Consider the following 26173-nt stretch of genomic DNA (forward strand, 5'->3'; position numbering starts at 1 on the left):
ATGCCCGACGTGGAAAGTTTTTGGCATAGCCTTGAAGAAGCCTATCAAGCGATTTTGTCGGCGCCAAGTTTTGATGCTTGGATTAAAACCACACGCCCTTTGAAATTAGACAACAATCAATTGTGGCTAGAAGTCCCTTCTGCAGTTCATCGTGATTACTGGGAAAAAAATCTTTCGGCAAAAATTGTCGAAACTGGATTTAAATTGACCGGTGCAGAAGTGATGCCCCATTTTGTTGTTGCCGATGAAAAAGACGCAGCACTGGCACAAGAACTCGAAGAACCTGCCGAAGAAGAAATTGTTTTTAGTGAACAAAGTAAAAAAGCGATGCTTAATCCTAAGTACACTTTCGACACCTTCGTTATTGGTAAAGGAAACCAAATGGCGCACGCTGCAGCGCTTGTTGTTGCCGAGGATCCGGGTTCGATTTACAATCCCCTTTTCTTCTATGGTGGTGTAGGGTTAGGGAAAACCCATTTGATGCATGCTATTGGTCATCAAATGTTAGTGAATCAACCAGATGCCAAAGTCAAATATGTTAGTAGCGAAACGTTTACGAATGAATTTATCAACTCAATTCAAACAAAGACATCCGAACAATTTCGGAAAGAATATCGCAATGTTGACTTATTATTAGTCGATGATATTCAATTTTTGGCGGAAAAAGAAGCAACATTGGAAGAATTTTTCCATACCTTCAACGATCTTTACAATGAAAATAAACAAATTGTTTTAACAAGTGATCGCCCGCCGAATGATATTCCAAAATTACCTGAACGATTAGTTTCTCGCTTTGCTTGGGGTTTGTCTGTCGATATCACCCCGCCTGATTTAGAAACACGGATTGCAATTTTGCGCAAAAAAGCAGATGCCGAGCGTTTAGAAATTCCGGATGATACACTAAGTTATATCGCTGGTCAAATTGATTCCAACATCCGTGAATTAGAGGGTGCTTTGGTCCGCGTTCAAGCCTTTGCAACTATTAATGGAGAAGATATTACCACTAGTTTAGCGGCGGACGCCTTGAAATCTCTAAAATCAGTTGGTAGTAAAAATCAATTGTCCATTTTACAAATTCAAGAAGAAGTATCCAAATATTATCATGTGCCTCTTAAAGATTTAAAAGGGAAAAAACGCGTGAAAACAATTGTGGTTCCTCGTCAAATCTCAATGTATCTTGCTAGAGAAATGACCGACAATTCCTTGCCAAAAATTGGTGCCGAATTTGGCGGCAAAGATCATACAACGGTGATTCATGCGCACGAAAAGATTCAGCAATTATTGGAAAAAGATCCAGCGATTCAAAAAGAAGTCAGTGAAATTAAAAATTTATTGAACTCTTAGGATGTGGAAAACTAAACAAAAAAGAACAAAGTTATCCACAACTTATACACAAGTGGATAACTTAGTAAAATCAATGCCTTTTTGACTTTTCCACAGAATCAACATGCCCTATTACTTTTATTATTTATTTATATATAATATACAAAACAGTGGCGTACAAAATTAGAACGTATTGAAAATACTTAAAAAGGAGTTTACATTATGAAATTAACGGTCAAACGAAGTGTCTTTTTACAAGAATTACAAACTGTTCAACGAGCAATTTCTTCTAAAACAACGATTCCAATCTTAACAGGTGTTAAAATTGTGTTATCAGAAGATGGCTTATCACTTACTGGGAGTAACGCGGATATTTCAATTGAAAGTTTTTTAAGTAAAGACGATGAAAAAGCTCAAATGACCATTGAACGCACAGGTAGCATCGTTTTACAATCTCGTTTCTTTGGCGAAATTATTCGTAAATTACCAGAAGATATGTTCACAATGGAAGTTCTAGATAACAATCAAGTTGCAATTACTTCAGGAAAAGCTGATTTTACGGTTAATGGATTAGATGCGGATAATTATCCGCACTTACCAGTAATTGATACTCAAAACCAAATGAAATTACCTGTTCATTTATTGACAAAAATTATTAGTGAAACAGGTTTTGCTGTATCGATGCACGAAAGTCGTCCAATTTTAACTGGGGTTCACTTTATTTTAGAAAATCAAAAATTACTTGCCGTTGCGACAGATTCACATCGTTTAAGTCAACGTGTGATCCCGACAGAACAAGCAGTAGAAGACTTTAACATTGTAATTCCAGGAAAAAGTTTAACTGAACTTTCTCGTTCATTAACCAATGAAGAAGAAATGGTTGAAATCAGCATTATGGAAAATCAAGTGCTATTTAAAACAGAAACAATGTACTTCTATTCTCGTTTGTTAGAAGGAAATTATCCTGATACCAACCGTTTAATTCCAACTAGCCATAACACGCAAATTGAATTTTATGTACCAGAATTGCTTTCAGCAATCGAACGTGCCTCTTTACTTTCTCATGAAGGACGTAACAATATTGTTCGCCTTTCAATTTCACCAGATTCTGTTGTTTTATATGGAAATTCACCTGAAATTGGAAAAGTCGAAGAAGCGTTAAACTATGAAAATGTTTCTGGTGAAGCGTTGGATATTTCTTTCAACCCAGATTATATGAAAGATGCATTGCGAGCGTTTGGCGATATGAATATTACCGTGAAATTCCTTTCTCCAATTCGTCCGTTTACATTGGAGCCAACCGAAACAGAACTAGATTTCATTCAACTAATTACACCGGTTCGTACAAATTAATCATGTTTAAAAAAGACCTTCGGAAAATCACTATGATCGCCGAAGGTTCTTTTTTGTCGTCTGTTTAAAGCCGATAAACGCTGCTAGATAAGCTTTTTAAAACTAGAATAGCTTTTACGCTAATATGATTGTGAATATTTGAACTATCGTTTGACGAATAAATTCTGCCTTTTTTTTCGTGGATAAAGAAAAAAGCCCTTTAATTTTTCGTTTAAGGGCTGTTCATTTTTTTATGAATATTTCCTAGTGAAAGAAGTTTACGTTGCTTAAAACGACGCTCAGACCTCTACAAGCTACTTTTCTTCATTGCGCGCCCTCTTCGTTTGTCTTTGAGTTACCCCTAATTGTTTTTTAGTTAAACGCTACTCGTCATTTCTGCCAAATCAGGCCCCTTTTTTCTCAAGAAAATATCAATTTCCGTTTTAAAATGCTTTTTAAGAGTTTTTTTATCCTAATAATATTTTCGGTCATTTAGAATTAAAATTGCTTAGAATGAAAATTAGACAGATAAATTTGTTTTCTCTTATGAAAAAGGGTATAATATATATGAGAACGTATTAGAAAAAAGAGGGATGCACATTGAAAAAAACGTTTGTTTTAGCAACTGAGTATATAACGCTTGGTCAGTTTCTTAAAGAAATCAACGTCATTGGTAGTGGCGGCCAAGCCAAATGGTATTTGGCAGATAATAGCGTGTTTGTTGATGGCGAGTTGGAAAATCGTCGCGGACGGAAACTTTATGCGGGCATGATGATTGAGATACCTGAAGAAGGTACTTTTTTTATGGTGAAAAACGGAAACGAGTCCGACGATGCGGCTGAATGAGCTGACACTTCAGCATTATCGTAATTATGAAACAGTCAGCTTAGATTTTCCAAAAACGTTAAATCTTTTTTTAGGCGAAAACGCCCAAGGAAAAACCAACTTGTTAGAAAGCATTTATGTTCTAGCAATGACACGAAGTCATCGAACCAGCAATGAAAAAGAATTAATTGGCTGGGAACAAGCAGCAGCTAAAATTAGCGGTGTGGTTGAAAAAAAGACAGGCACCGTGCCGTTGGAAATTTTAATTTCCAACAAAGGACGTAAAACCAAGGTTAACCACATTGAGCAAAAAAGGCTCAGTGCGTACATTGGGCAACTGAATGTTATTTTATTTGCCCCAGAAGATTTATCTTTGGTGAAAGGCTCACCTCAAGTCCGCCGGAAATTTATTGACATGGAACTCGGACAAGTGAGTCCTATTTATCTTTATGATCTTGTCCAATATCAGTCTGTTTTAAAGCAACGGAACCAATACCTAAAACAACTAGCTGAAAAAAAACAAACAGATACTGTTTATCTGGATATTTTGACAGAGCAGCTAGCTGAATTTGGCGGGAAAGTTCTATACGCTCGGTTAGGTTTTCTTAAAAAATTAGAACACTGGGCAAACTTACTCCATCAAAAAATTAGTCATGGACGCGAAACGCTCACCATTGACTACGCATCAAGCATCCCAATTGACAACACGGATCTTTCCTTAGAAGCACTTCAAAATCAATTGCTCCAACAATTAATGAACAATCGTAAGCGTGAATTGTTTAAAGCGAATACTTTTTTAGGCCCTCATCGTGACGATTTGCTGTTTATTGTCAATGGTCAAAATGTTCAAACGTATGGCTCACAAGGCCAACAGCGAACGACAGCTTTAAGTATTAAATTGGCAGAGATTGATTTGATGCATTCAGAAACAGGAGAATATCCTGTGTTATTACTAGATGATGTCATGAGTGAATTAGATAATGAACGTCAAATTCACTTGTTAGAAACGATTGAAGGCAAAGTTCAAACGTTCTTAACGACAACTAGTTTAGATCACATAAAAGACAAGCTAACAGTTGAACCAGATATTTTTTATGTTCAACAAGGCAAGATAGAAAGGAATTCAGCGACATGACAGAAGAAGAAAAAAACATGAGAGAACGTGCGCAAGAATATGACGCTAGTCAGATTCAAGTTTTGGAGGGCTTAGAAGCTGTCCGGAAACGTCCTGGTATGTACATAGGTTCTACTAGTGGCGAAGGGTTACACCACTTAGTATGGGAAATCGTTGACAACTCTATCGACGAAGCCTTAGCAGGATTTGCTAAATCAATTCAAGTAATTATCGAACCAGACGATAGTATTACTGTTATCGATGATGGTCGTGGAATTCCAGTCGGGATTCAAGCCAAAACAGGTCGCCCAGCTGTGGAAACAGTGTTTACAGTGCTACATGCCGGCGGGAAATTTGGCGGTGGCGGCTATAAAGTATCAGGTGGCTTGCACGGTGTTGGTTCCTCTGTTGTTAATGCTTTATCGACCAGTTTAGATGTTCGTGTTTATAAAGATGGCAAAGTGTACTACCAAGAATATCGTCGTGGTGCGGTTGTTGATGACCTAAAAGTTATCGAAGAAACGGATCGTCACGGAACCACTGTTCACTTTATTCCAGATCCTGAAATTTTTACAGAAACAACCGTTTATGATTTTGATAAATTAGCAACACGGGTTCGTGAATTAGCCTTTTTAAATCGAGGCTTACACATTTCAATTGAAGACCGTCGTGAAGGACAAGAAGATAAAAAAGAGTATCACTATGAAGGCGGGATTAAGAGTTATGTTGAGCATTTAAATGCCAATAAAGACGTTATTTTCCCAGAGCCAATCTTCATTGAAGGAGAGCAACAAGATATTACAGTGGAAGTGTCAATGCAGTATACAGATGGCTACCACTCAAATATTTTAAGTTTTGCCAACAATATTCATACTTATGAAGGCGGAACGCATGAATCTGGTTTTAAAACTTCTTTAACACGTGTGATTAATGACTATGCACGTAAACAAAAATTGATGAAAGAAAACGATGAAAAATTAACTGGAGAAGATGTTCGTGAAGGCTTAACCGCAGTGGTTTCCATCAAACACCCAGATCCTCAATTTGAAGGACAAACCAAAACGAAATTAGGAAACTCAGAAGTACGGACCGTCACGGATCGTTTATTCTCAGAATACTTTACAAAATTCTTGATGGAAAATCCAACAGTCGGCAAACAAATTGTCGAAAAAGGCATGTTGGCCTCAAAAGCTCGTTTAGCCGCTAAAAGAGCCCGTGAAGTCACCCGTCGTAAAGGCGCTTTAGAAATTAGCAACTTGCCAGGGAAGCTGGCTGATTGCTCAAGTAAAGATCCGGAAAAATGCGAATTATTTATCGTCGAAGGAGACTCGGCCGGCGGTTCAGCAAAACAAGGCCGTAGCCGTGAATTCCAAGCCATTTTACCAATTCGTGGGAAAATCTTGAATGTCGAGAAAGCCAGCATGGATAAAATTTTAGCCAATGAAGAAATTCGGTCATTATTTACAGCTATGGGAACAGGCTTCGGCGAAGATTTCGATGTTTCTAAAGCACGTTATCACAAACTAGTGATTATGACCGATGCCGATGTCGATGGTGCGCATATTCGAACGTTGTTATTAACCTTGTTCTATCGCTTCATGCGGCCAATTGTTGAAGCTGGTTATGTGTATATTGCCCAACCACCACTATATGGTGTGAAACAAGGGAAAAACATCACCTACGTCCAACCGGGCAAACATGCTGAAGAGGAACTAGCAAAAGTGTTAGAAGAATTACCTGCTTCACCAAAACCAAGTGTTCAACGTTACAAAGGGTTGGGTGAAATGGATGATCACCAACTTTGGGAAACAACAATGGACCCAGAAAAACGATTAATGGCGCGAGTGAGTGTCGATGATGCCATTGAAGCTGACCAAATTTTTGAAATGCTAATGGGCGATCGTGTGGAACCACGTCGTGCGTTTATCGAAGAAAATGCCCATTACGTGAAAAACTTGGATATTTAATGTGTCGCAACGTTGTAAGAGACGCTAGAACATATATTTAGAGGGGAAAAAATTCATGAGTGAAGAAATTAAAGAAAACATTCAAGACGTCAATCTGACCAGCGAAATGAAAGAATCTTTCATTGACTACGCAATGAGTGTTATCGTAGCCCGCGCGTTACCTGACGTTCGTGACGGTTTAAAACCTGTTCATCGCCGAATCTTATATGGAATGAACGAATTAGGGGTAACCCCTGATAAACCACACAAAAAATCAGCCCGGATTGTTGGGGATGTTATGGGTAAATATCACCCCCATGGGGACAGTGCGATTTACGAATCAATGGTGCGGATGGCACAACCTTTTAGTTATCGGGCTATGTTAGTTGACGGCCACGGAAACTTCGGTTCTGTCGATGGTGACGGCGCTGCCGCTATGCGTTATACCGAAGCACGTATGAGTAAAATTGCTTTAGAAATGCTACGAGATATTAACAAAAATACAGTCGATTTCCAAGGAAACTATGATGATTCAGAACAAGAACCAGTAGTTTTACCTGCTCGTTTTCCAAACTTACTAGTTAACGGAACAACGGGGATTGCGGTGGGGATGGCAACAAATATTCCACCACACAATTTAAGTGAAGTGATTGATGCAACAAGTTTATTGATGGACAATCCTGATGTAACGACGAATGAATTGATGGAAGTGTTACCTGGACCAGATTTTCCAACAGGCGGTTTAGTGATGGGGAAATCAGGGATTCGCCGAGCATATGAAACAGGGAAAGGTTCGATTACTGTTCGTGCAAAAGTTGAATTGACTGAAATGCCGAATGGAAAAGAACGTATTTTAGTAACTGAATTGCCTTATATGGTGAATAAAGCCAAATTAATCGAACGAATTTCTGAATTACACAGAGATAAACGAATTGAAGGAATTACTGATTTGCGGGATGAATCTTCTCGTGAAGGCATGCGGATCGTCATCGATGTTCGTCGAGATGTGAGTGCCTCTGTTGTGTTAAACAACTTGTACAAAATGACTGCCTTACAAACATCTTTTGGTTTTAACATGTTAGCCATTGAAAAAGGCGTACCGAAAATTTTAAGCTTGAAACGTATTTTAGAAAATTACGTCGAGCACCAAAAAGAAGTCATTACTCGCCGGACGATTTTTGACAAAAACAAAGCAGAAGCACGGGCGCATATTTTAGAAGGTCTACGAATTGCCTTAGATCATATCGATGAAATCATTGCCATTATCCGTGGATCACAATCAGATGACGAAGCAAAAGCAACGTTAATTGAACGCTTTGAATTTTCAGATCGTCAAGCGCAAGCGATTTTAGATATGCGTTTACGCCGTTTAACAGGCTTAGAACGCGACAAAATTGAAAATGAATATCAAGAGCTATTGAAATTCATTGCGGACTTAGAGGACATTTTAGCCCGCCCAGAACGCGTCATTGAAATCATTAAAACAGAGTTAAATGACGTTCGCACAAAATTTGGTGATGCACGACGCACAGAACTATTAGTAGGTGAAGTCCTAAGTCTTGAAGATGAAGATTTAATCGAAGAAGAAGAAGTCGTGATTACATTAACCAATAACGGCTACATTAAGCGGATGGCAAACTCCGAATTCCGGGCGCAACGCCGCGGCGGACGTGGTGTCCAAGGCATGGGCGTTCATGATGATGATTTCGTGAAAAACCTAGTTTCTTGTTCAACACACGACACATTATTATTCTTTACGAACACTGGGAAAGTTTACCGAGCAAAAGGTTACGAAATCCCTGAATACGGTAGAACAGCAAAAGGAATTCCAGTGATTAACTTACTGGGAATTGATTCTGCAGAAAAAATTCAAGCGATTATTTCTGTTGAGGGCAAAGCGGAAGCAGGTAAATACTTGTTCTTCACAACCTTAAAAGGAACTGTCAAACGGACAGCCGTAACAGCCTTTTCTAATATCCGTAGTAATGGATTAATCGCCATTAGCTTAAAAGAAGATGATGAGTTAGTTAACGTAGTAACGACTAATGGCAATCAGAAGATGATTATCGGAACACATGCGGGATACTCTGTCACATTTGATGAAAATACTGTACGTGATATGGGCCGGACAGCATCAGGCGTTCGGGGAATCCGTCTCCGCGAAAATGATTATGTGGTCGGCGCAGCGATTCTGGATGAAAATAAAGAAGTCCTAGTCATTACTGAAAATGGTTATGGTAAGCGTACAAAAGCTTCTGAATATCCAGTTAAAGGACGTGGCGGTAAAGGGATTAAGACAGCAAATATCACTGAGAAAAATGGTCCATTAGCTGGTTTAACCACAGTCAATGGGGATGAAGATATCTTATTGATTACGAACAAAGGCGTCATTATCCGCTTTAACGTTGATTCTGTTTCTCAAACAGGACGCGCAACATTAGGGGTTCGTTTAATGAGAATGGAAGATGGTGCCAAAGTGGTAACAATGGCCGTTGTAGAACCAGAAGAAGTGGAAGAAGAAATTGTTGAAGTTGTAGAAACAACAGAAAACGAAACAACATCAGAAACAGAAGAATAACATAAAAAAGTTTCGCCAGTTGGCGAAACTTTTTTATTGGGGCTTTTCAAAACTATTTCTTGCTTTTGTCCATCAATTAGCATATAATTAGAGATTGTGAACTACCTTTTTAGGTATGTTCTCCTTGCTCTTAGCCAACTAAGAGCCTTGAAGTCCATAGGGAGGTGAAAATCAATGAGTCAAGATACGAAGTACGAAATCATGTACATTATTCGTCCGAACATTGATGAAGAAGCAAAAACTGCTTTAGTAGAACGTTTCGACACAATCTTAAAAGATAACGGAGCAGAAGTTATCGAATCTAAAGATTGGGAAAAACGCCGCTTAGCATATGAAATGAACGGATTCCGTGAAGGCATCTATCATATCGTTAACGTTACTTCTCCATCAACAGCTGGCGCAATCAACGAGTTTGATCGTTTAGCAAAAATCAATGACGATATTATCCGTCATATGATCGTGAAGGTAGAAGCATAATTTGTTTCACATGAAACATTTATTGACGAAAGGAGATGTTTTGAATGATTAATAACGTTGTATTAGTCGGAAGATTGACAAAAGATCCTGACTTACGTTACACCGCTAGTGGTTCAGCTGTTGCGACCTTTACACTTGCTGTAAACCGTAACTTTACGAATCAAAATGGTGACCGTGAAGCAGACTTTATCAACTGTGTGATTTGGCGTAAACCCGCAGAAACAATGGCTAATTATGCCCGTAAAGGTACATTATTAGGTGTTGTCGGAAGAATTCAAACTCGTAACTACGAGAACCAACAAGGTCAACGTGTCTACGTAACTGAAGTGGTTTGTGAAAACTTCCAATTGTTAGAATCTCGTTCTGCTTCAGAACAAAGAGGAACTGGCGGCGGTAGCTTTAATAACAACGAAAATGGTTATCAATCACAAAATCGTAGCTTTGGTAATAACAATGCCGGTTCTGGATTTAATAACAACAACAATAGTTTCAATCCATCATCTTCTCAGTCGCAAAACAATAACGGTATGCCTGATTTCGATAAAGATTCTGATCCATTTGGTGGCTCAGGTTCATCTATCGACATTTCAGATGATGATTTACCATTCTAAACGAATTTGATAGGAGGGAACAAGAATGGCACAACAAAGAAGAGGCGGACGTAAACGTCGGAAAGTCGACTATATCGCAGCAAACCACATCGAATACATCGATTATAAAGATACTGAATTGTTAAAACGATTCATTTCAGAACGTGGCAAAATTTTACCACGTCGTGTTACAGGTACTGGCGCTAAAAACCAACGTAAATTAACGATTGCTATTAAACGCGCACGTATCATGGGATTATTACCATTCGTTAGTGACGAACAATAATTTTATGACAATTTCCAGAACCAAAGAGCTTGCTCTTTGGTTCTTTTTTATCTTGACTAGTGTTTCACGTGAAACATAACAAGGTTCGCAGAATGAAGTGTTTTGTGATAAAATAAAGGATGAAATAACTAGTGAATCACCAGAGCAATATGCTCGTTGGAACAAGTCGCCTCAAAGGTCTGCAGAAAGATTGGAGGCAAAAAAATGCAAAAGAAGAGAATTCAAAAAAACGGTTTCTTAATTGTTGTGGGTCTTCTCTTAGTAGAATTTCTCCTCTATTTCTTACTAACAAATAAATGGCTGCTATTGGCGGTAATTATCGCATTAGATATCTTTCTCTTAGTGGTTATTCGGCTGTTGATTAGAGATGTAGAAATTACAAACGTAGAAAAGATTCAAGAAGCAAGTTCCATTGCTGAACAATCGTTGGATTATGTTGTAAATGAAGTACCTGTGGGAATTATTACGTATAACGGGGAAACACGCGCGGTAGAATGGCTTAATCCTTATGCTGCTTCTATTTTTAATAAAGACAATCAGCTAACGTTAACCGCTAGCCAAGTTACGTCTTATTTAGAATTAGCAGAACGAAACCAAGATATTTTTACGATTGACGAAAATACCTATCGCTTTAGCGTCAATAAAGAACAACATACAATTACTTTTGAAGATATCACTAAAGAAAGTAATTTGTATCAAGAAAAAGTCGAAATGCAAACGGCTATTGGCATTGTGTCTGTCGATAATTATGATGATGTCACCGATACAATGGATGAGAAAGAAATTTCTTATTTGAATAGTTTCATTACGACGATGGTTTCTGATTGGATGGACCAATACAAAGTTTTTTATAAGCGAATCAACGCAGAACGTTATTTTTTCATTGCCCAATGGGAAGATATTCAAAAAATGATGGACGAAAAATTTTCTATTTTGGATACGATCCGTAAGGAATCAGCTAACCATGAAGTAGCCATTACGTTAAGCATGGGGATTGCTTATGGGGGGCCAACCTTAGATCAAACCGGGACCACGGCTCAAACAAACCTAGATACAGCTTTAGTACGTGGCGGCGATCAAGTGGTTGTAAAAGAAGCCAAAGATGAAGCGAAGCCGTTATTTTTTGGTGGAAAAACGGCAGTAACGACGAAACGTTCCCAAGTACGTTCTCGCGCAATGAGCATGGCAATTAAGGGAATTATTGCGGAATCTGCTGACATCTATATTATGGGCCATCGTTATCCAGATATGGATGCGTTAGGTTCAGCATTTGGTGTTGCTCGTTTAGCCTCGTTTAATAATCGAAAAGCGTGGATTGTTTTAGATGAAAATGAAATCATTCCCGATGTCAAAAGAGTGTTAGAGGCGATTAAAGAGTACCCAGAATTAGAAGAGCGCATTATTAGTCCTAAAGAGGCCATGAAGCGCAAGAAAGAAAGTAGCTTATTAGTTATGGTAGATTACCATAAACCGTCTCTATCGATCTCACAAGAGCTCTATGAGCGTTTTGATAAAGTGGTAATCATTGATCACCATCGACGAGGAGACGAATTTCCAGCAAAACCCTTGCTTTCTTATATTGAATCTTCTGCCTCTTCTGCTTCAGAATTAGTCACAGAATTGATCGAATACCAAAGTAATAGCGCAAATAAACTGCAGGCCTTTGAAGCAACCATGATGTTGGCGGGAATTGTGGTTGATACGAAAAGTTTCAATACACGAACGACGGCGCGAACATTTGATGTGGCTAGTTATTTACGAACTTGTGGAGCAGACTCATCTTTAGTACAATATCTATTAAGTTCTGATCTTACAAGCTATCTGGAAATGAACAATTTAATCTCTAAAAGCGAATATGTCACAAAAGATACCGTCGTTGTTGCCGGGAGTGAAGACAAAGAATATGATAGTGTCACAGCTGCCAAAACAGCGGACACATTACTTTCTATGGCAGGGATTAATGCAGCATTTGTCATTACCAAGCGGACGGATCAACAGATTGGCATTAGTGCTCGGAGTAACGGTTCAATTAATGTCCAAATTATTATGGAAAATTTAGGTGGCGGCGGTCACTTTACTAATGCGGCAGTACAATTATCAAACGTAACAGTAGCAGAAGTAAAAGAGCAACTACTTGATGTAATTCGTCAAAATATTAATGAAATGTATGAACAGGAGTGAAGGAAATGAAAGTCATTTTTTTACAAGACGTTAAAGGAAAAGGAAAAAAAGGGGACGTAAAAGAAGTGCCAACTGGTTACGCCCAAAACTTTTTAATTAAAAATGGTTATGCGAAAGAAGCCAATAAAGGGAGCATGAGTGCGTTAGCGGGTCAAAAGAAAGCCCAAGAAAAACATGAAGCAGAAGTTTTAGCACAAGCAAAAGAAATGCAAGCCTTTTTAGAAGATGAAAAGACTGTTGTAGAGATCAAGGCAAAAGCTGGAGAAGACAGCCGGTTATTTGGCTCAATTCCTTCAAAACAAATTGCAGAAGCCTTAAATAAACAATACAATGTAAAATTGGATAAACGCAAAATCGAATTAGCCAACCCAATTCGTTCTCTAGGTTACACTAACGTACCAGTCAAACTACATCATGAAGTTACAGCGAAAATTAAGGTTCATGTCGTAGCGGAATAATACAATTGATAAAAAAGAAGCCGATTTCTCCGGCTTCTTTTTTATACAAAATAAATTACTGTAATTATTTTTATGAAGTTTAGAAATCAAATGCACAACATTTCAAATTAATAAAAAAATTATATTTTTATTAATTGTATATTTTTTAAAATTGGAAAGTGAACTAAAAATAGAGAAATCAGCAGAGAAAAAATGTACTTTTTTTAATGAAATTGTGTTAAAATGGATAGACTAAATGAACCAGAAAGTAAGACATCGTGGGAGAGAACAAAATGAATGAATTATTGCAAGATAGGGTACCGCCACAAAATATTGAAGCGGAACAAGCCGTTTTAGGTTCTATTTTCTTAGATGCAGATGTGCTAATAGAAGCGATGGAATATGTGGAACCTAAAGATTTCTATCGTCGTAGTCATCAGTTGATTTTCCAAACGATGATGACCTTAAGCGACCGAAATGAAGCGATTGATGTGGTAACAATCAAAGATCGCCTAGAACAAGAGAATTTGTTAGAAGATGTTGGTGGACTAAGTTATCTGTCAGATTTAGCTTTAGCTGTACCGACAGCTGCCAATGTCATTTATTATGCAAAAATTGTTGAACAAAAATCGTTGCTGCGCAACTTAATCCAAACCGCTACAGAGATTGTAACTAAAGGCTTTGAGCAAGGTGAAGATGTTGAATCTATTTTGGATGATGCAGAACGAAGCATTTTAGAAGTCTCCGAAAAGCGGAATCGTAGTGGCTTTTTATCAATTTCAGATGTTCTAAATACAACTATTGCGAATATTGACCAATTATACCAAAATGATGAAGAGATTACTGGTTTACCTACAGGCTATCAAGCATTGGATAAAATGACTGCCGGCTTGCAAGCGGAAGAGCTAATTATTTTAGCGGCCCGTCCAGCGGTAGGGAAAACCGCTTTTGCATTAAATATTGCCCAAAATGTCGGCACCAAAACAGATAAAGCTGTCGCTATTTTTAGTTTAGAAATGGGGGCAGAATCATTAGTGAACCGGATGCTTTGTGCAGAAGGATCCATTGAGGCCAGCCATTTAAGAACAGGGCAATTATCTGAAGAAGAATGGCAAAACTTAATTATTGCGATGGGTAGTTTGTCCCGTGCGAATATCTATATTGATGACACACCAGGGATTAAAATTACCGAAATTCGTGCGAAATGTCGTAAATTAGCACAAGAAAAGGGCAACTTAGGTCTAATTTTGATCGACTACCTACAATTGATTGAAGGAACTGGAAAAGAGAACCGCCAACAGGAGGTTTCTGATATTTCACGTCAATTAAAAAAATTAGCGAAAGAATTAAAAGTCCCGGTTATCGCTTTGTCACAGCTTTCTCGTGGCGTGGAACAACGTCAAGATAAACGTCCTGTGTTAAGTGATATTCGTGAGTCAGGTTCCATTGAGCAAGATGCCGATATCGTTGCCTTTCTTTATCGTGATGATTACTATGATCGTGGTGAAGGAGAAGACGGCGATCATGAGCCACCAGAAGTTGACAATGTTGTAGAAGTCATCATTGAGAAAAACCGTAGTGGTGCGCGTGGAACGGTCGAATTACTTTTCATTAAAGAATATAATAAATTTTCTTCGCTTTCGCCGAGGACAGAATTTTAAAAAACGAACTCATTTTTTGAGTTCGTTTTTTTGCTTATTAAGGGATTAAAATCAGAGAGTAAAACACGAACAATATTCGTATATTTTATTATTTTACAAAAACATAGCTAAAAATGTTCGTATTTTTGACAGAAACGCTTTTGATTGTGAAAGAATATTCGATTTTTACCCTTGAAAGGGACTGGTTTTACTGGTACAATGATTCAGGACAAAAAAATTATGAACGAGGTGTTCGAATGTCATCAGTAGTAGTTGTTGGAACGCAATGGGGCGACGAAGGTAAAGGAAAAATTACAGACTTTCTAAGTGAAAACGCAGAAGTGATCGCTCGTTACCAAGGCGGAGATAACGCCGGACATACCATTAAATTCGACGGCGTAACGTATAAATTACATTTAATTCCTTCAGGGATTTTCTATAAAGAAAAAATTAGTGTAATTGGTAACGGCGTAGTTGTGAATCCAAAATCTTTAGTAAAAGAATTAGCTTATTTAAAAGAAAATAATGTTGCCACTGATAATTTACGTATTTCAGATCGTGCCCATGTCATCTTGCCGTATCATATTAAATTGGATCAATTGCAAGAAGATGCGAAAGGTGAAAACAAGATTGGGACAACGATTAAAGGAATTGGCCCAGCCTACATGGATAAAGCAGCACGGGTGGGAATCCGTATCGCTGATTTATTGGATAAAGAAATTTTTGCGGAACGTTTGAAAATTAACTTAGAAGAAAAAAATCGTCAATTCGTTAAAATGTTTGATAGCGAAGCCATTGAATTTGATGATATTTTTGAAGAATACTATGAATACGGACAACAAATTAAACAATATGTTACAGATACTTCGGTTATTTTAAATGATGCATTAGATGCTGGAAAACGGGTTTTATTTGAAGGGGCACAAGGTGTCATGTTGGATATCGATCAAGGAACCTATCCATTTGTTACTTCCTCTAATCCAGTAGCTGGTGGCGTAACTATCGGTAGTGGCGTTGGTCCATCAAAAATTAATAAAGTGGTTGGTGTCTGCAAAGCGTACACTTCACGTGTCGGTGACGGCCCATTCCCAACAGAATTATTTGATGAAACAGGAGAAACCATTCGTCGTGTCGGTAAAGAATACGGAACAACAACAGGACGTCCGCGTCGTGTCGGTTGGTTTGATTCAGTAGTTATGCGTCATTCAAAACGTGTATCAGGGATTACGAACTTGTCATTAAACTCGATTGACGTGTTAAGTGGTTTAGAAACGGTGAAAATTTGTACAGCTTATGAACTTGATGGTGAATTAATTTATCATTACCCAGCAAGCTTGAAAGAATTAAGCCGCTGTAAACCAGTTTATGAAGAATTACCAGGTTGGTCTGAAGATATCACTGGTTGCAAAACTTTAGCTGATTTACCAGCTAATGCTCGTAACTACGTGCATCGGATTTCAGAATTAGTTGGTGTGCGCATTTCAACATTCTCTGTAGGTCCAGACCGTAACCAAACGAACGTTTTAGAAAGCGTTTGGGCACAAATTTAAGCAGATTTTTAAGGGAACGTAAAGGATGGCTTATGCCAGTTCAGCCTTTACGTTCTTTTTTAATTTTATATAAAAATGAAAAACTATGGTAAAATAAAAGAAAACATGAAGGGGGCAATTGTCCGTGAATTATCAATTAGTGACAGATTCTTGTTGTGACTTGCCGTATACATACTTAAAAGAAAACCAAGTACCTTTTATTAGCATGAATATTCAAATTGACGGGAAAGAATATCGCGATGATTTAGGTGAAACGTTTGATTATCAGAACTTCTTAACGGCTATTAAAAATGGAAGTATGCCCACTACCTCTCAAGTTAATGTGGGACGCTACAATGAATTTTTCCGTCCTTTTGTGGAGCAAGGGTTACCGGTGATTTATTTAGCTTTTTCATCTGGGTTAAGTGGCTCTTATCAAAGTGCGTTGCAATCAGTAGAGATGTTAAAAGAAGAGTACGATAATGTAGAAATTCATATTATTGATACAAAAGCAGCTAGCTTAGGTCAAGGGATGTTAGTCCGAGAAGCCATTCGATTACAAACAGATGGTCATTCATTAGGAGAAGTTGTTGCCTATCTTGAAGAGCAAAAAATGAAACTTCACTCGTGGGTAACGGTAGATGATTTAAAACATTTAGAACGTGGCGGACGGATTTCTAAAACAGCGGCTGCACTTGGTGGCTTAATGAACATTAAACCAATTATTCGCGTGGATGCGGCAGGCAAACTAGCATCCGTTGGTAAAACTCGTGGACGAAACAAGTCCTTGCAAAAGATTGCGCAAGAAACGATTCAAGGCATTGTAGAGCCAATGAAACAAACACTGTTGATTGCATATGCGGGAACGAAAGATGACGCGGAAAAAGTCAAAGAATTAATTGAAAAAGAAATAGAGGTTAATGAGATACTGATTTATCCTCTAGGACCCACCATTACTAGTCATACCGGAATAGGTTGTATTGCTGTGTTTTCTTTTGGTGAAAAAAGAAAATAAAAAATGAGCCTGGGACAAAAATCACTTTGGATTTTTGTCCCAGGCTTAAAAATTGATAAACGGCGGGAACAGAAGCAACACTACGCGTTGCTCCGATCTCAACAACTTCTAAGAGCTAAAGCTCTAAGAGTTGAAGGTCCTTCGGAAATAAGCCGAAATTGTTGAGAATCACGAAGAACGTAGTGATTCGATGATGAACAATACCTACTTGGTCTCCAAAAATTATAGAACACCGGGTAGGTATCATGCAACATCAACTCGTTCCTCGTTGTGTTTTATGACAATTTTCGGAAATTCCTTCTTATTGCTGAGAAACACTATTTGCAAAGTAAATAGATGTTGAACAGTACCTACTTGGTTCTCGGAGTTAAACGCTTCTGTCCCGACCTCATTTTTTAATAATCTGAACTGAATAAAACGTCCATTTGTTTTTGAATTTCTGGGTTTTCCAAGAATTCATCATAGGTTGTTTCTGCTCGATCAATGACACCTTTATCAGAAACAGCAATAATTCGGTTCGCTAATGTTTGGATAAATTGGTGGTCATGTGAAGCAAAAAGAATTGAACCAGTGAAAGCCATCAACCCATCATTTAATGCAGTGATTGATTCTAAGTCTAAGTGGTTCGTTGGATCATCTAAAACTAAGACATTGGCTTTGGAAAGCATTAATTTTGAAAGCATGACACGCACTTTTTCGCCTCCGGAAAGAACATTGACTGGTTTTAGTACCTCTTCACCAGAGAATAACATCCGACCTAAGAAACTACGTAAGAACGTATTGTCATCTTCTTCTTTACCAGCAAATTGACGTAACCAATCTAAAATAGTTAATGGCTCTTCAAAGTCTTTGCTGTTGTCTTTTGGTAAATAAGCTTGGCTAGTTGTAACGCCCCAACGAACAGAACCTGTATCGGGAGTAATTTCGCCCATAATCACTTTGAATAACGTAGTCGTTGTAATATCTGAGTCAGCGATGAATGCCACTTTATCATCTTTTGTTAAGTTGAACGAGATATTATCTAAGATTTTTTTGCCATCAATCGTTACAGAGACATTTTCAACTTGTAATAAGTCATTGCCGATTTCACGTTCTGGTGTAAAACCAACGAATGGATAACGACGAGAGGAAGGTTGAATGTCATCTAAGGTAATTTTATCTAACATTTTTTTACGTGACGTTGCTTGTTTTGATTTTGAGGCATTGGCGCTAAAACGAGCGATAAAGTCTTGTAATTCTTTGATTTGTTCTTCTTTTTTGGCATTAGACTGTGCTTGCAATTTTGTCGCTAGTTGGCTTGATTCCAACCAGAAATCATAGTTACCAACGTAAAGTTTGATTTTACTAAAGTCTAAATCTGCCATGTGGGTGCAGACTTTGTTTAGGAAATGACGGTCATGGGAAACCACGATAACGGTATTTTCAAAGTTGATTAAAAATTCTTCTAACCAATTGATTGAGCGGGTGTCTAAACCATTTGTCGGCTCGTCTAATAGTAAGACATCTGGTTTACCAAAAAGAGATTGAGCTAATAATACTTTGACTTTTTGACCAGCTGTTAATTCGCTCATTTTTTGATCATGTAATTCTTCTGGAATGTTTAGCCCTTGGAGTAAAACAGCTGCTTCAGGTTCTGCTTCCCAACCGTCAAGTTCAGCAAATTCGCCTTCTAGTTCTGCGGCACGAATCCCATCTTCATCTGAAAAATCTTCTTTCATATAGATAGCATCTTTTTCTTTCATTACTTCGTAAAGACGTTTATGTCCCATAATTACAGTTTCTAAAACAGTGTAGTCTTCGTAGTCAAAGTGATTTTGTTTCAGCGTCGCTAGTCGCTCATTAGGACCCATTGAAACCACGCCAGTTGTCGGTTGAATCTCACCTGATAAAATTTTAAGAAACGTTGATTTTCCTGCACCGTTTGCGCCGATTAAGCCGTAACAGTTGCCAGGAGTAAATTTAATATTAACTTCTTCAAAAAGTTTACGATCTGGAAATTGTAAACTTACATCATTAACAGTAATCAATTGTTTTCCTCGCTTTTAATATATTCTTGAACCTCTCTGCATTATATCGGCTACAGAACCTTTTTTCAAGGAGTTTCAATCTTTTTACAGAAACGAATAAAAAGGTGGGTTTTTTATAGAAAAAAGGCGCTTTTTTAAAATGTTTCATGTGAAACAGAATTTTTTTTCATGAAAGGGTTTTTAGTGTATTTTTTTAATGATACACTGTATCATGTAAATTAATTAGTGTATCGATTAAAGGAGCCATCAAAAATGAAGCGGATTGAAAAAATCTATCAATATGTTAAAGAGCAAACGAAGAATTTAACACCAATGACCTTAACAAGTGATGCGGGAGTCACGACACAAGAAATTTCAGAACGTTTAAACATTCAGAGGACCAATGCTAGTAAAGATTTGAATCAACTCGTTCGTGAAGGGCGCTTGAAAAAATTATCTGGTCGACCAGTAAAATATGTCGCGCAGGTGGCGTTTCAGCATCGACCATTAACCAAGCCAGTTAAAAGTTATCGGGAAAAATCAATGGATCACTCCACAAAAACTTTTATCGAACCATTGGTTGAACCAGTAGTCACGACCAGCAAAACCCCAGAAGTTGAAGATATTTTTAAAAAAATTATCGGTTCAGCTGGGAGCATGAAAACGCCGGTTGAACAAGCCAAAGCAGCGATTTTATATCCGCCAAAAGGCTTGAATTGTTTAATTACTGGACCAACAGGTTCTGGGAAAACTTATTTTGCTCATGCCATGTTTCAATTTGCGAAGCTGAACCAAATTGTGGCCAAAGAAAAAGAGTTTGTGGTGTTTAACTGTGCAGACTATGCGCATAATCCAGAACTTTTGATGTCGCATTTATTTGGGTATGTAGAAGGGGCCTTCACAGGCGCTACGAAAGCGAAAGAAGGGATTATTGATGAAGCAGATGGCAGCATTCTGTTTTTAGATGAAGTACATCGGTTACCACCCGAAGGACAAGAAATGATTTTTTATTTTATGGATCACGGCGTGTACGCGCGTTTAGGTGAAACAGTGAAATCACATCATGCGGATGTTCGGATTATTTGTGCTACGACGGAAAATCCTACTTCTTCTTTATTGAATACTTTTGTGCGACGCATTCCGATTATCATTCAATTACCGAACTTTAGTGACCGTCCTGCGAAAGAAAAAATTGACCTCCTAAAAGTGATGGTTTCAATGGAAGCAGCGCGGATTCAACGGCGAATCTCTTTGTCAGAAGATGTGGTCAAAGCGTTAATCGGAAGTGTTTCTTATGGAAATGTCGGTCAGCTAAAATCGAATGTGCAACTTGTGACTGCGCGAGGGTTCCTTAATCAGATGGAACAAGAGGAATTAATGATTACGATGGACGAATTAACGGACAATATTAAAGAAGGCATTATGCAACTTGCCAGTAATCGAGAAGTATTGTCGGAGTTATCGAAATATCTGGAACCGCAATTAGTGGTATCACCAAATGAATCTTTAGTAGCTATTCAGTCAGATGCCTATGAATTGCCTTACAATCTATATGAGATTATTGGAGATAAAGCGGCTCTCTTAAAAGCAGACGGCTTGGACCAAGAACTAATTAATAATTTTATTACAACGGATATCAATGTTCATTTAAAATCTTTCTACAAAGATTATGGATTCACCTTTGATACAGAAAATAAATTGGCTGAAATTGTTGACCAACGAATTATTGATGTCACTAAGAAAATTTATAATTTTGCAGCGAAGCGGTTATCGTATTCGTTTCAACCCAACTTTATCTATGCAATGAGTTTACACATTAGTTCTTTCTTGAAACGCATCCAATTAGGCAAAGATCCTAAGCATCCTTTAAATGAAAGTATTCGAAATATGGTTTTAGATTATCCAACAGAGTTTGAAACAGCAAAAGAAATTAAAAATATTATTGAAAGTAGTTATCAGATGGAGATTCCTGAATCTGAAAGTTACTATTTAGCTGTTTTGCTCATTTCTTTAAGAGAAAATCCTGAGGCTGGCCGGATTGGCATTGTCGTGGCTGCGCACGGAAATAGTACCGCTAGCAGTATGGTACAAGTGGTTTCTCAATTGTTAAATGTTGATAATTTGAAGGCTGTGGATATGCCTTTAGATATGCCACCGAAAGAAGCTTTGCGTAAAATCGTTGAAGCAGTTGGTGAAGTGAATGAAGAAAATGGCGTACTATTATTGGTGGACATGGGTTCATTAAGTACGTTTTCAGAAGAAATTGTACGCCAGACAGGCATTGATGTGCGGACAGTAGACATGGTGACTACGCCAATTGTGCTTGAAGCGGCCCGCAAAACCGCATTAATTGATACGCAATTGGAAACACTTCACGAGTCCTTAAAAAACTTTCATGGCTATGCCGATATTCGCCAAAGTGAAACGAAACAAATCATTGAAAATTGGAAAACAAGAGCAATTATTGCTATCTGCGCTTCTGGAGAAGGAACTGCGCGCCGAATGAAAGAGCTGATTGAGGAAGCTGTCTTGCCACAAATAGACTGGCATTTAGAAGTGATTCCTTTGTCCATTGTAAATATGAAAGAAGTCTTGCCTAAAATTCAAGAAGACTATGAAATTATTGCGACAACTGGGATTACCAATCCCAAAATTGGAGTTCCTTATATTTCCATGGAAAATTTCTTTTCCGGTGAAGCAGAAAAAATTATTCAGCAATTACTAGCAGAGCGGAAAGAAGAAGTAATGAATAAGCCGTTGGACGAAGCGGCAGCAAAAGAAATTTGTCTCAAATATATGGAGCAAAGTTTCACTTTCATTAATGGAAAAAAAATCATTGATCTGTTGTGGTCATTCGCTAAAAATATCCAAACCCAATTAGCGATGCCAGAAGAGTACACATTTTACATCAATTTGATTATGCACACATCAGGCATGTTGGAGCGTATTTTACGGAATGATACACTGACGGTTTCAGAAAAGGAACTTGGTCGATTGGTTCAAGAGCCAATTTATCCAGTGATTGTGGCCTCAATTGAGACTATGGAAGAAGCTCTTAATATGGATGTTCCAGCAGAAGAAGTTTATTTTATCGCACAGTTAGTCAAAAATGCCCAGTGTATCGAAGATAAAATCACCGAAATTGATACACTAGATTAATACAGAAAAATCGATACACTATTTAATAGTGTATCGATTTTTTGATTTTCTTAAAAAAACCTATAATTTTCTAGGTTTCAAACCGATACACTAAAGTTGGCACGAAACTTGCTTATAATAAGGTGTCCCTTTTTATCTAAAATTTTTAAGTAAAAAGACAAAGGTCCTAACCTTTAAAAATGAATTTAAAGGAGCATTCCCGATGGTAATGGATATTCGTTTAGCTCGAATTGATGATCGATTAATTCATGGCCAAGTAGCAACTGTTTGGGCAAAATTGACGAACATTAATCGCATTTTAGTGGTTAGTGATTCCGTTGCTCATGACAATTTGAGAAAAGCCTTGTTGGTTCAAGCTGCTCCACCTGGTGTCAAAGTAAATGTCATCACTGTTCAAAAAATGATTGATGTTTACCCTGATCCTCGTTTTGATTCGTTTCGAGCCATGTTGTTATTCACTAATCCTTTGGACGTGAAACGAGTGGTCGAAGGCGGTGTACAACTAACTTCTGTGAATATTGGCGGAATGAGTTTCAGTACAGGCAAGCGAATGATTACGAATGCAGTCGCAGTGGATGCCAACGATTTAAAAGCATTTCTGTTTTTAAATGAACAAGGTATTGAATTGGAAATTCGAAAAGTCGCAGCAGACAGCCAAGTGAATTTGATGGATTTACTGAAAAAAGAGCGTAGCAAAGAAAATAACGCCAGCTGACGTTCATTTTTACAGACGAAAGACATTGAAAGGATGTGGTGGCCTAGGACCAACATCATTGCTTCATGAACTGTATTGATAAAGGCAAGTGCTGATGTTGAAAAAAATCAAGAACTATTGAAATTTTTTCATTTATTTTTGTCAGAATCTGATTTATCTGATTTTTTTCAAAAAGTGAAAGCGTTTAGCAGTACAACCATGAAAAAAAACATCAATTATACAGGAGGTATAAAAATGGTAGGAATTATCCTAGCAAGTCACGGTGAATTTGCTGAAGGGATCTTGCAATCTGGTGCAATGATCTTTGGCGAACAAGAAAATGTAAAAGCAGTTACGTTAATGCCTAGCGAAGGTCCCGATGATGTAAAAGCAAAAATGCAAGAAGCCATTGCATCGTTTGACAATCAAGACGAAGTACTATTTTTAGTTGACCTATGGGGAGGAACACCATTTAACCAAGCGAACTCATTGTTAGAAGATCATAAAGACAAATGGGCAATCGTTGCAGGTATGAATTTACCAATGGTTATTGAAGCATATGCTTCTCGTTTCTCTATGGAATCAGCACAAGAAATTGCGACACACATTCTTGAAACAGCAAAAGATGGTGTCAAAGTTAAACCAGAAGAGTTACAACCAGCAGAAGCACCAAAAGCTGCTGCGACAGAAGATGCACAGCCAAAAGGTTCGTTACCACCAGGTACAGTTGTTGGCGATGGCAAAATTAAATTTGTGCTAGCACGTATTGATTCACGTTTATTACATGGTCAAGTAGCAACAGCTTGGACAAAAGCAACACAACCAAACAGAATTATTGTTGTTTCTGATGCCGTTGCAAAAGATGACTTACGTAAGAAATTAATCGAACAAGCAGCTCCTCCAGGAGTAAAAGCCAATGTTATTCCAATCAGTAAAATGATTGAAGTAGCGAAAGATCCACGTTTTGGCAATACAAAAGCATTATTATTATTTGAAAATCCTGAAGACGTCTTAAAAGTGGTTGAAGGCGGCGTAGAAATCCCAGAAGTAAACGTTGGTTCAATGGCTCACTCTGTTGGAAAAGTCGTTGTAAGCAAAGTATTATCAATGGGTCAAGAAGACGTTGATACGTTTGATGAATTAAAAGCCAAAGGCATCAAATTTGATGTGCGTAAAGTGCCAAATGATTCAAAAGCGAATATGGACGAAATTTTGAAAAAAGCAAAAAATGAGTTAGCAAACGCGTAACTCGCCAAATACAAATCAAAATAGGAGGCTTATCATGTCTGTTATATCAATTATTTTAGTTTTACTCGTTGCCTTTCTAGCTGGTATGGAAGGGATTTTGGATGAGTTCCAATTCCACCAACCGTTAGTAGCATGTACATTAATCGGATTAGTTACTGGTAATTTAGAAGCCGGAATTGTTTTAGGTGGTACTTTACAAATGATCGCGTTAGGTTGGGCGAACATCGGGGCTGCCGTTGCGCCGGATGCCGCTTTAGCATCTGTTGCCTCAGCAATTATTTTAGTTTTAGGTGGCCAAGGTGTTAAAGGTGTTCCTTCAGCGATTGCTATCGCAGTTCCTTTAGCGGTTGCAGGTTTGTTCTTAACAATGATCGTTCGGACAGTTGCGGTGCCAATCGTTCACATGATGGACGCGGCTGCTGAAAAAGGCAACATTAAACAAGTTGAAATGTTACACATTTTCGCTGTATGTTTACAAGGTATTCGTATTGCGATTCCAGCAGGTGCGTTACTATTCATTCCTGCTGACACTGTTCGTAATTTCTTAGAATCAATGCCAGCTTGGTTAACTGATGGTATGGCTATCGGTGGTGGTATGGTCGTTGCCGTAGGTTATGCATTAGTAATCAACATGATGGCAACAAAAGAAGTATGGCCATTCTTCATTATCGGTTTCGTAGTCGCAGCGATTTCTCAATTAACATTAATCGCATTAGGTGCTTTAGGTGTCGCTTTAGCTCTTATTTACTTGAACTTATCTAAAATGGGCGGTTCTTCTAACTCAAATGGCGGAGGCAACTCTGGCGACCCATTAGGCGATATTTTAAACGACTACTAATTCTGAAGGAGGAGCAAAGAAAATGGCAGAAAAAATTCAATTAACTAAAAAAGATCGTTTAGCTGTAGCTTGGCGTTCAACATTTATCCAAGGTTCTTGGAACTATGAACGTATGCAAAACGGCGGCTGGGCATTCTCAATGATTCCAGCAATCAAAAAATTATATAAAACGAAAGAAGAACGTTCAGCGGCGTTAAAACGTCACTTAGAATTCTTTAATACACACCCATACATTGCCTCACCAATTCTTGGTGTAACATTAGCTTTGGAAGAAGAACGTGCCAATGGCGCACCAGTTGATGACGTAGCGATTCAAGGGGTTAAAGTTGGGATGATGGGTCCTTTAGCCGGTGTCGGTGACCCAGTTTTCTGGTTTACTGTTCGTCCAATGTTAGGAGCTTTAGGTGCTTCCTTAGCAATGGGTGGTAACATCTTAGGCCCAATCTTATTCTTCGTTGCTTGGAACTTAATTCGTTGGTCATTCATGTGGTATACACAAGAGTTTGGTTACAAAGCAGGTTCTAAAATTACTGATGACCTTTCAGGTGGTTTACTACAAGATATTACAAAAGGTGCTTCTATTTTAGGGATGTTCGTACTGGCCGCATTAGTTCAACGTTGGGTATCGATTAAGTTCTTACCAATTGTCTCACAAGTTAAGTTAGACAAAGGTGCTTATATCGAGTGGGATAAACTTCCTGCTGGCGGTGAAGGAATGCATAAAGCCTTTGAACAAGTGAACCAAGGCTTGGCGCTTTCACCAACGAAAGTTACTACTTTACAAGATAACTTAGATCAATTGATTCCAGGTCTAGCACCATTACTACTTACATTCTTATGTATGTGGTTATTGAAGAAAAAAGTTAGCCCAATCGTTATCATTCTTGGTTTATTCGTAGTCGGCGTAGTCGGCCACTTAATCGGCTTATTATAAGAATGACGAGGTAAGTTTATT

Annotated in this window: 20 protein-coding genes; 19 read left to right on the forward strand and 1 reads right to left on the reverse strand. The window is 38.1% G+C overall.

Annotated features, from left to right (window positions below; all coding sequences use genetic code 11):
- From dnaA to IGK70_RS00070, 14 genes are all read left to right on the forward strand, one after another.
- Window positions 1-1344 (forward strand): chromosomal replication initiator protein DnaA, encoded by a 1344-nt coding sequence (gene dnaA / locus IGK70_RS00005; protein ID WP_010707915.1) that lies wholly within the window; start codon window positions 1-3, stop codon window positions 1342-1344.
- A 201-nt stretch (window positions 1345-1545) separates the two neighbouring features.
- Window positions 1546-2676, forward strand: coding sequence for a DNA polymerase III subunit beta (gene dnaN, locus IGK70_RS00010; RefSeq protein WP_002356014.1), 1131 nt, complete (start codon window positions 1546-1548; stop codon window positions 2674-2676).
- 579 nt (window positions 2677-3255) lie between these two features.
- Window positions 3256-3501, forward strand: coding sequence for a S4 domain-containing protein YaaA (gene yaaA / locus IGK70_RS00015; protein WP_002356015.1), 246 nt, complete (start codon window positions 3256-3258; stop codon window positions 3499-3501).
- A complete protein-coding gene (recF, locus tag IGK70_RS00020) occupies window positions 3488-4615 on the forward strand; it encodes a DNA replication/repair protein RecF (RefSeq protein ID WP_002356016.1) in 1128 nt (375 codons plus the stop codon). The genes yaaA and recF overlap by 14 nt, the downstream gene beginning before the upstream one ends.
- Window positions 4612-6561, forward strand: a complete 1950-nt coding sequence (gene gyrB, locus IGK70_RS00025) for a DNA topoisomerase (ATP-hydrolyzing) subunit B (protein ID WP_002359210.1) — start codon at window positions 4612-4614, stop codon at window positions 6559-6561. Before recF ends, gyrB begins: the two co-directional genes overlap by 4 nt.
- A 55-nt stretch (window positions 6562-6616) precedes the next feature.
- Window positions 6617-9118 (forward strand): DNA gyrase subunit A, encoded by a 2502-nt coding sequence (gyrA, locus tag IGK70_RS00030; protein WP_002361457.1) that lies wholly within the window; start codon window positions 6617-6619, stop codon window positions 9116-9118.
- A 174-nt stretch (window positions 9119-9292) separates the two neighbouring features.
- Window positions 9293-9595, forward strand: a complete 303-nt coding sequence (rpsF, locus tag IGK70_RS00035; protein WP_002356019.1) for a 30S ribosomal protein S6 — start codon at window positions 9293-9295, stop codon at window positions 9593-9595.
- Window positions 9596-9639: 44 nt separating this feature from the next.
- A complete protein-coding gene (gene ssb / locus IGK70_RS00040) occupies window positions 9640-10206 on the forward strand; it encodes a single-stranded DNA-binding protein (protein WP_002364599.1) in 567 nt (188 codons plus the stop codon).
- 25 nt (window positions 10207-10231) lie between these two features.
- The gene (gene rpsR / locus IGK70_RS00045; protein WP_002356021.1) at window positions 10232-10471 is read left to right on the forward strand and encodes a 30S ribosomal protein S18; all 240 of its coding nucleotides are present in this window, start codon (window positions 10232-10234) and stop codon (window positions 10469-10471) included.
- Between the two features lie 156 nt (window positions 10472-10627).
- Window positions 10628-12652: a DHH family phosphoesterase gene (locus IGK70_RS00050; RefSeq protein ID WP_002363542.1), complete on the forward strand. Its 2025-nt coding sequence runs from the start codon at window positions 10628-10630 to the stop codon at window positions 12650-12652.
- Window positions 12653-12657: 5 nt separating this feature from the next.
- Window positions 12658-13110, forward strand: coding sequence for a 50S ribosomal protein L9 (gene rplI / locus IGK70_RS00055; RefSeq protein ID WP_002356023.1), 453 nt, complete (start codon window positions 12658-12660; stop codon window positions 13108-13110).
- Window positions 13111-13382: 272 nt separating this feature from the next.
- Window positions 13383-14750, forward strand: a complete 1368-nt coding sequence (gene dnaB / locus IGK70_RS00060; RefSeq protein ID WP_002381331.1) for a replicative DNA helicase — start codon at window positions 13383-13385, stop codon at window positions 14748-14750.
- A gap of 236 nt (window positions 14751-14986) precedes the next feature.
- A complete protein-coding gene (locus tag IGK70_RS00065) occupies window positions 14987-16279 on the forward strand; it encodes an adenylosuccinate synthase (protein ID WP_002376293.1) in 1293 nt (430 codons plus the stop codon).
- Window positions 16280-16403: 124 nt separating this feature from the next.
- The gene (locus IGK70_RS00070) at window positions 16404-17273 is read left to right on the forward strand and encodes a DegV family protein (RefSeq protein ID WP_002359214.1); all 870 of its coding nucleotides are present in this window, start codon (window positions 16404-16406) and stop codon (window positions 17271-17273) included.
- Between the two features lie 395 nt (window positions 17274-17668).
- Here the strand turns inward: IGK70_RS00070 and IGK70_RS00075 are convergent, their stop codons facing one another.
- Complete coding sequence (locus IGK70_RS00075) at window positions 17669-19300, reverse strand: ABC-F family ATP-binding cassette domain-containing protein (protein WP_002359215.1); 1632 nt, start codon at window positions 19298-19300, stop codon at window positions 17669-17671.
- A gap of 252 nt (window positions 19301-19552) precedes the next feature.
- Here IGK70_RS00075 and IGK70_RS00080 point away from each other — a divergent pair, with 252 nt between their 5' ends.
- From IGK70_RS00080 to IGK70_RS00100, 5 genes are all read left to right on the forward strand, one after another.
- Window positions 19553-22438 (forward strand): sigma 54-interacting transcriptional regulator, encoded by a 2886-nt coding sequence (locus tag IGK70_RS00080; RefSeq protein ID WP_002356028.1) that lies wholly within the window; start codon window positions 19553-19555, stop codon window positions 22436-22438.
- A gap of 202 nt (window positions 22439-22640) precedes the next feature.
- The gene (locus tag IGK70_RS00085; protein WP_002385473.1) at window positions 22641-23153 is read left to right on the forward strand and encodes a mannose/fructose/sorbose PTS transporter subunit IIB; all 513 of its coding nucleotides are present in this window, start codon (window positions 22641-22643) and stop codon (window positions 23151-23153) included.
- Window positions 23154-23387: 234 nt separating this feature from the next.
- Window positions 23388-24380 (forward strand): mannose/fructose/sorbose PTS transporter subunit IIA, encoded by a 993-nt coding sequence (locus IGK70_RS00090; RefSeq protein WP_002356030.1) that lies wholly within the window; start codon window positions 23388-23390, stop codon window positions 24378-24380.
- Window positions 24381-24414: 34 nt separating this feature from the next.
- Entirely contained in the window at window positions 24415-25218 is an 804-nt protein-coding gene (locus tag IGK70_RS00095; RefSeq protein ID WP_002356031.1) for a PTS mannose/fructose/sorbose transporter subunit IIC, read from the forward strand.
- 22 nt (window positions 25219-25240) lie between these two features.
- A complete protein-coding gene (locus IGK70_RS00100; protein ID WP_002356032.1) occupies window positions 25241-26152 on the forward strand; it encodes a PTS system mannose/fructose/sorbose family transporter subunit IID in 912 nt (303 codons plus the stop codon).
- Window positions 26153-26173 lie beyond the last annotated feature (21 nt).

Origin of the sequence: Enterococcus sp. DIV0358 (genome assembly GCF_051713465.1) — a bacterium.
GTDB classification, from domain to species: Bacteria; Bacillota; Bacilli; order Lactobacillales; family Enterococcaceae; genus Enterococcus; species Enterococcus faecalis.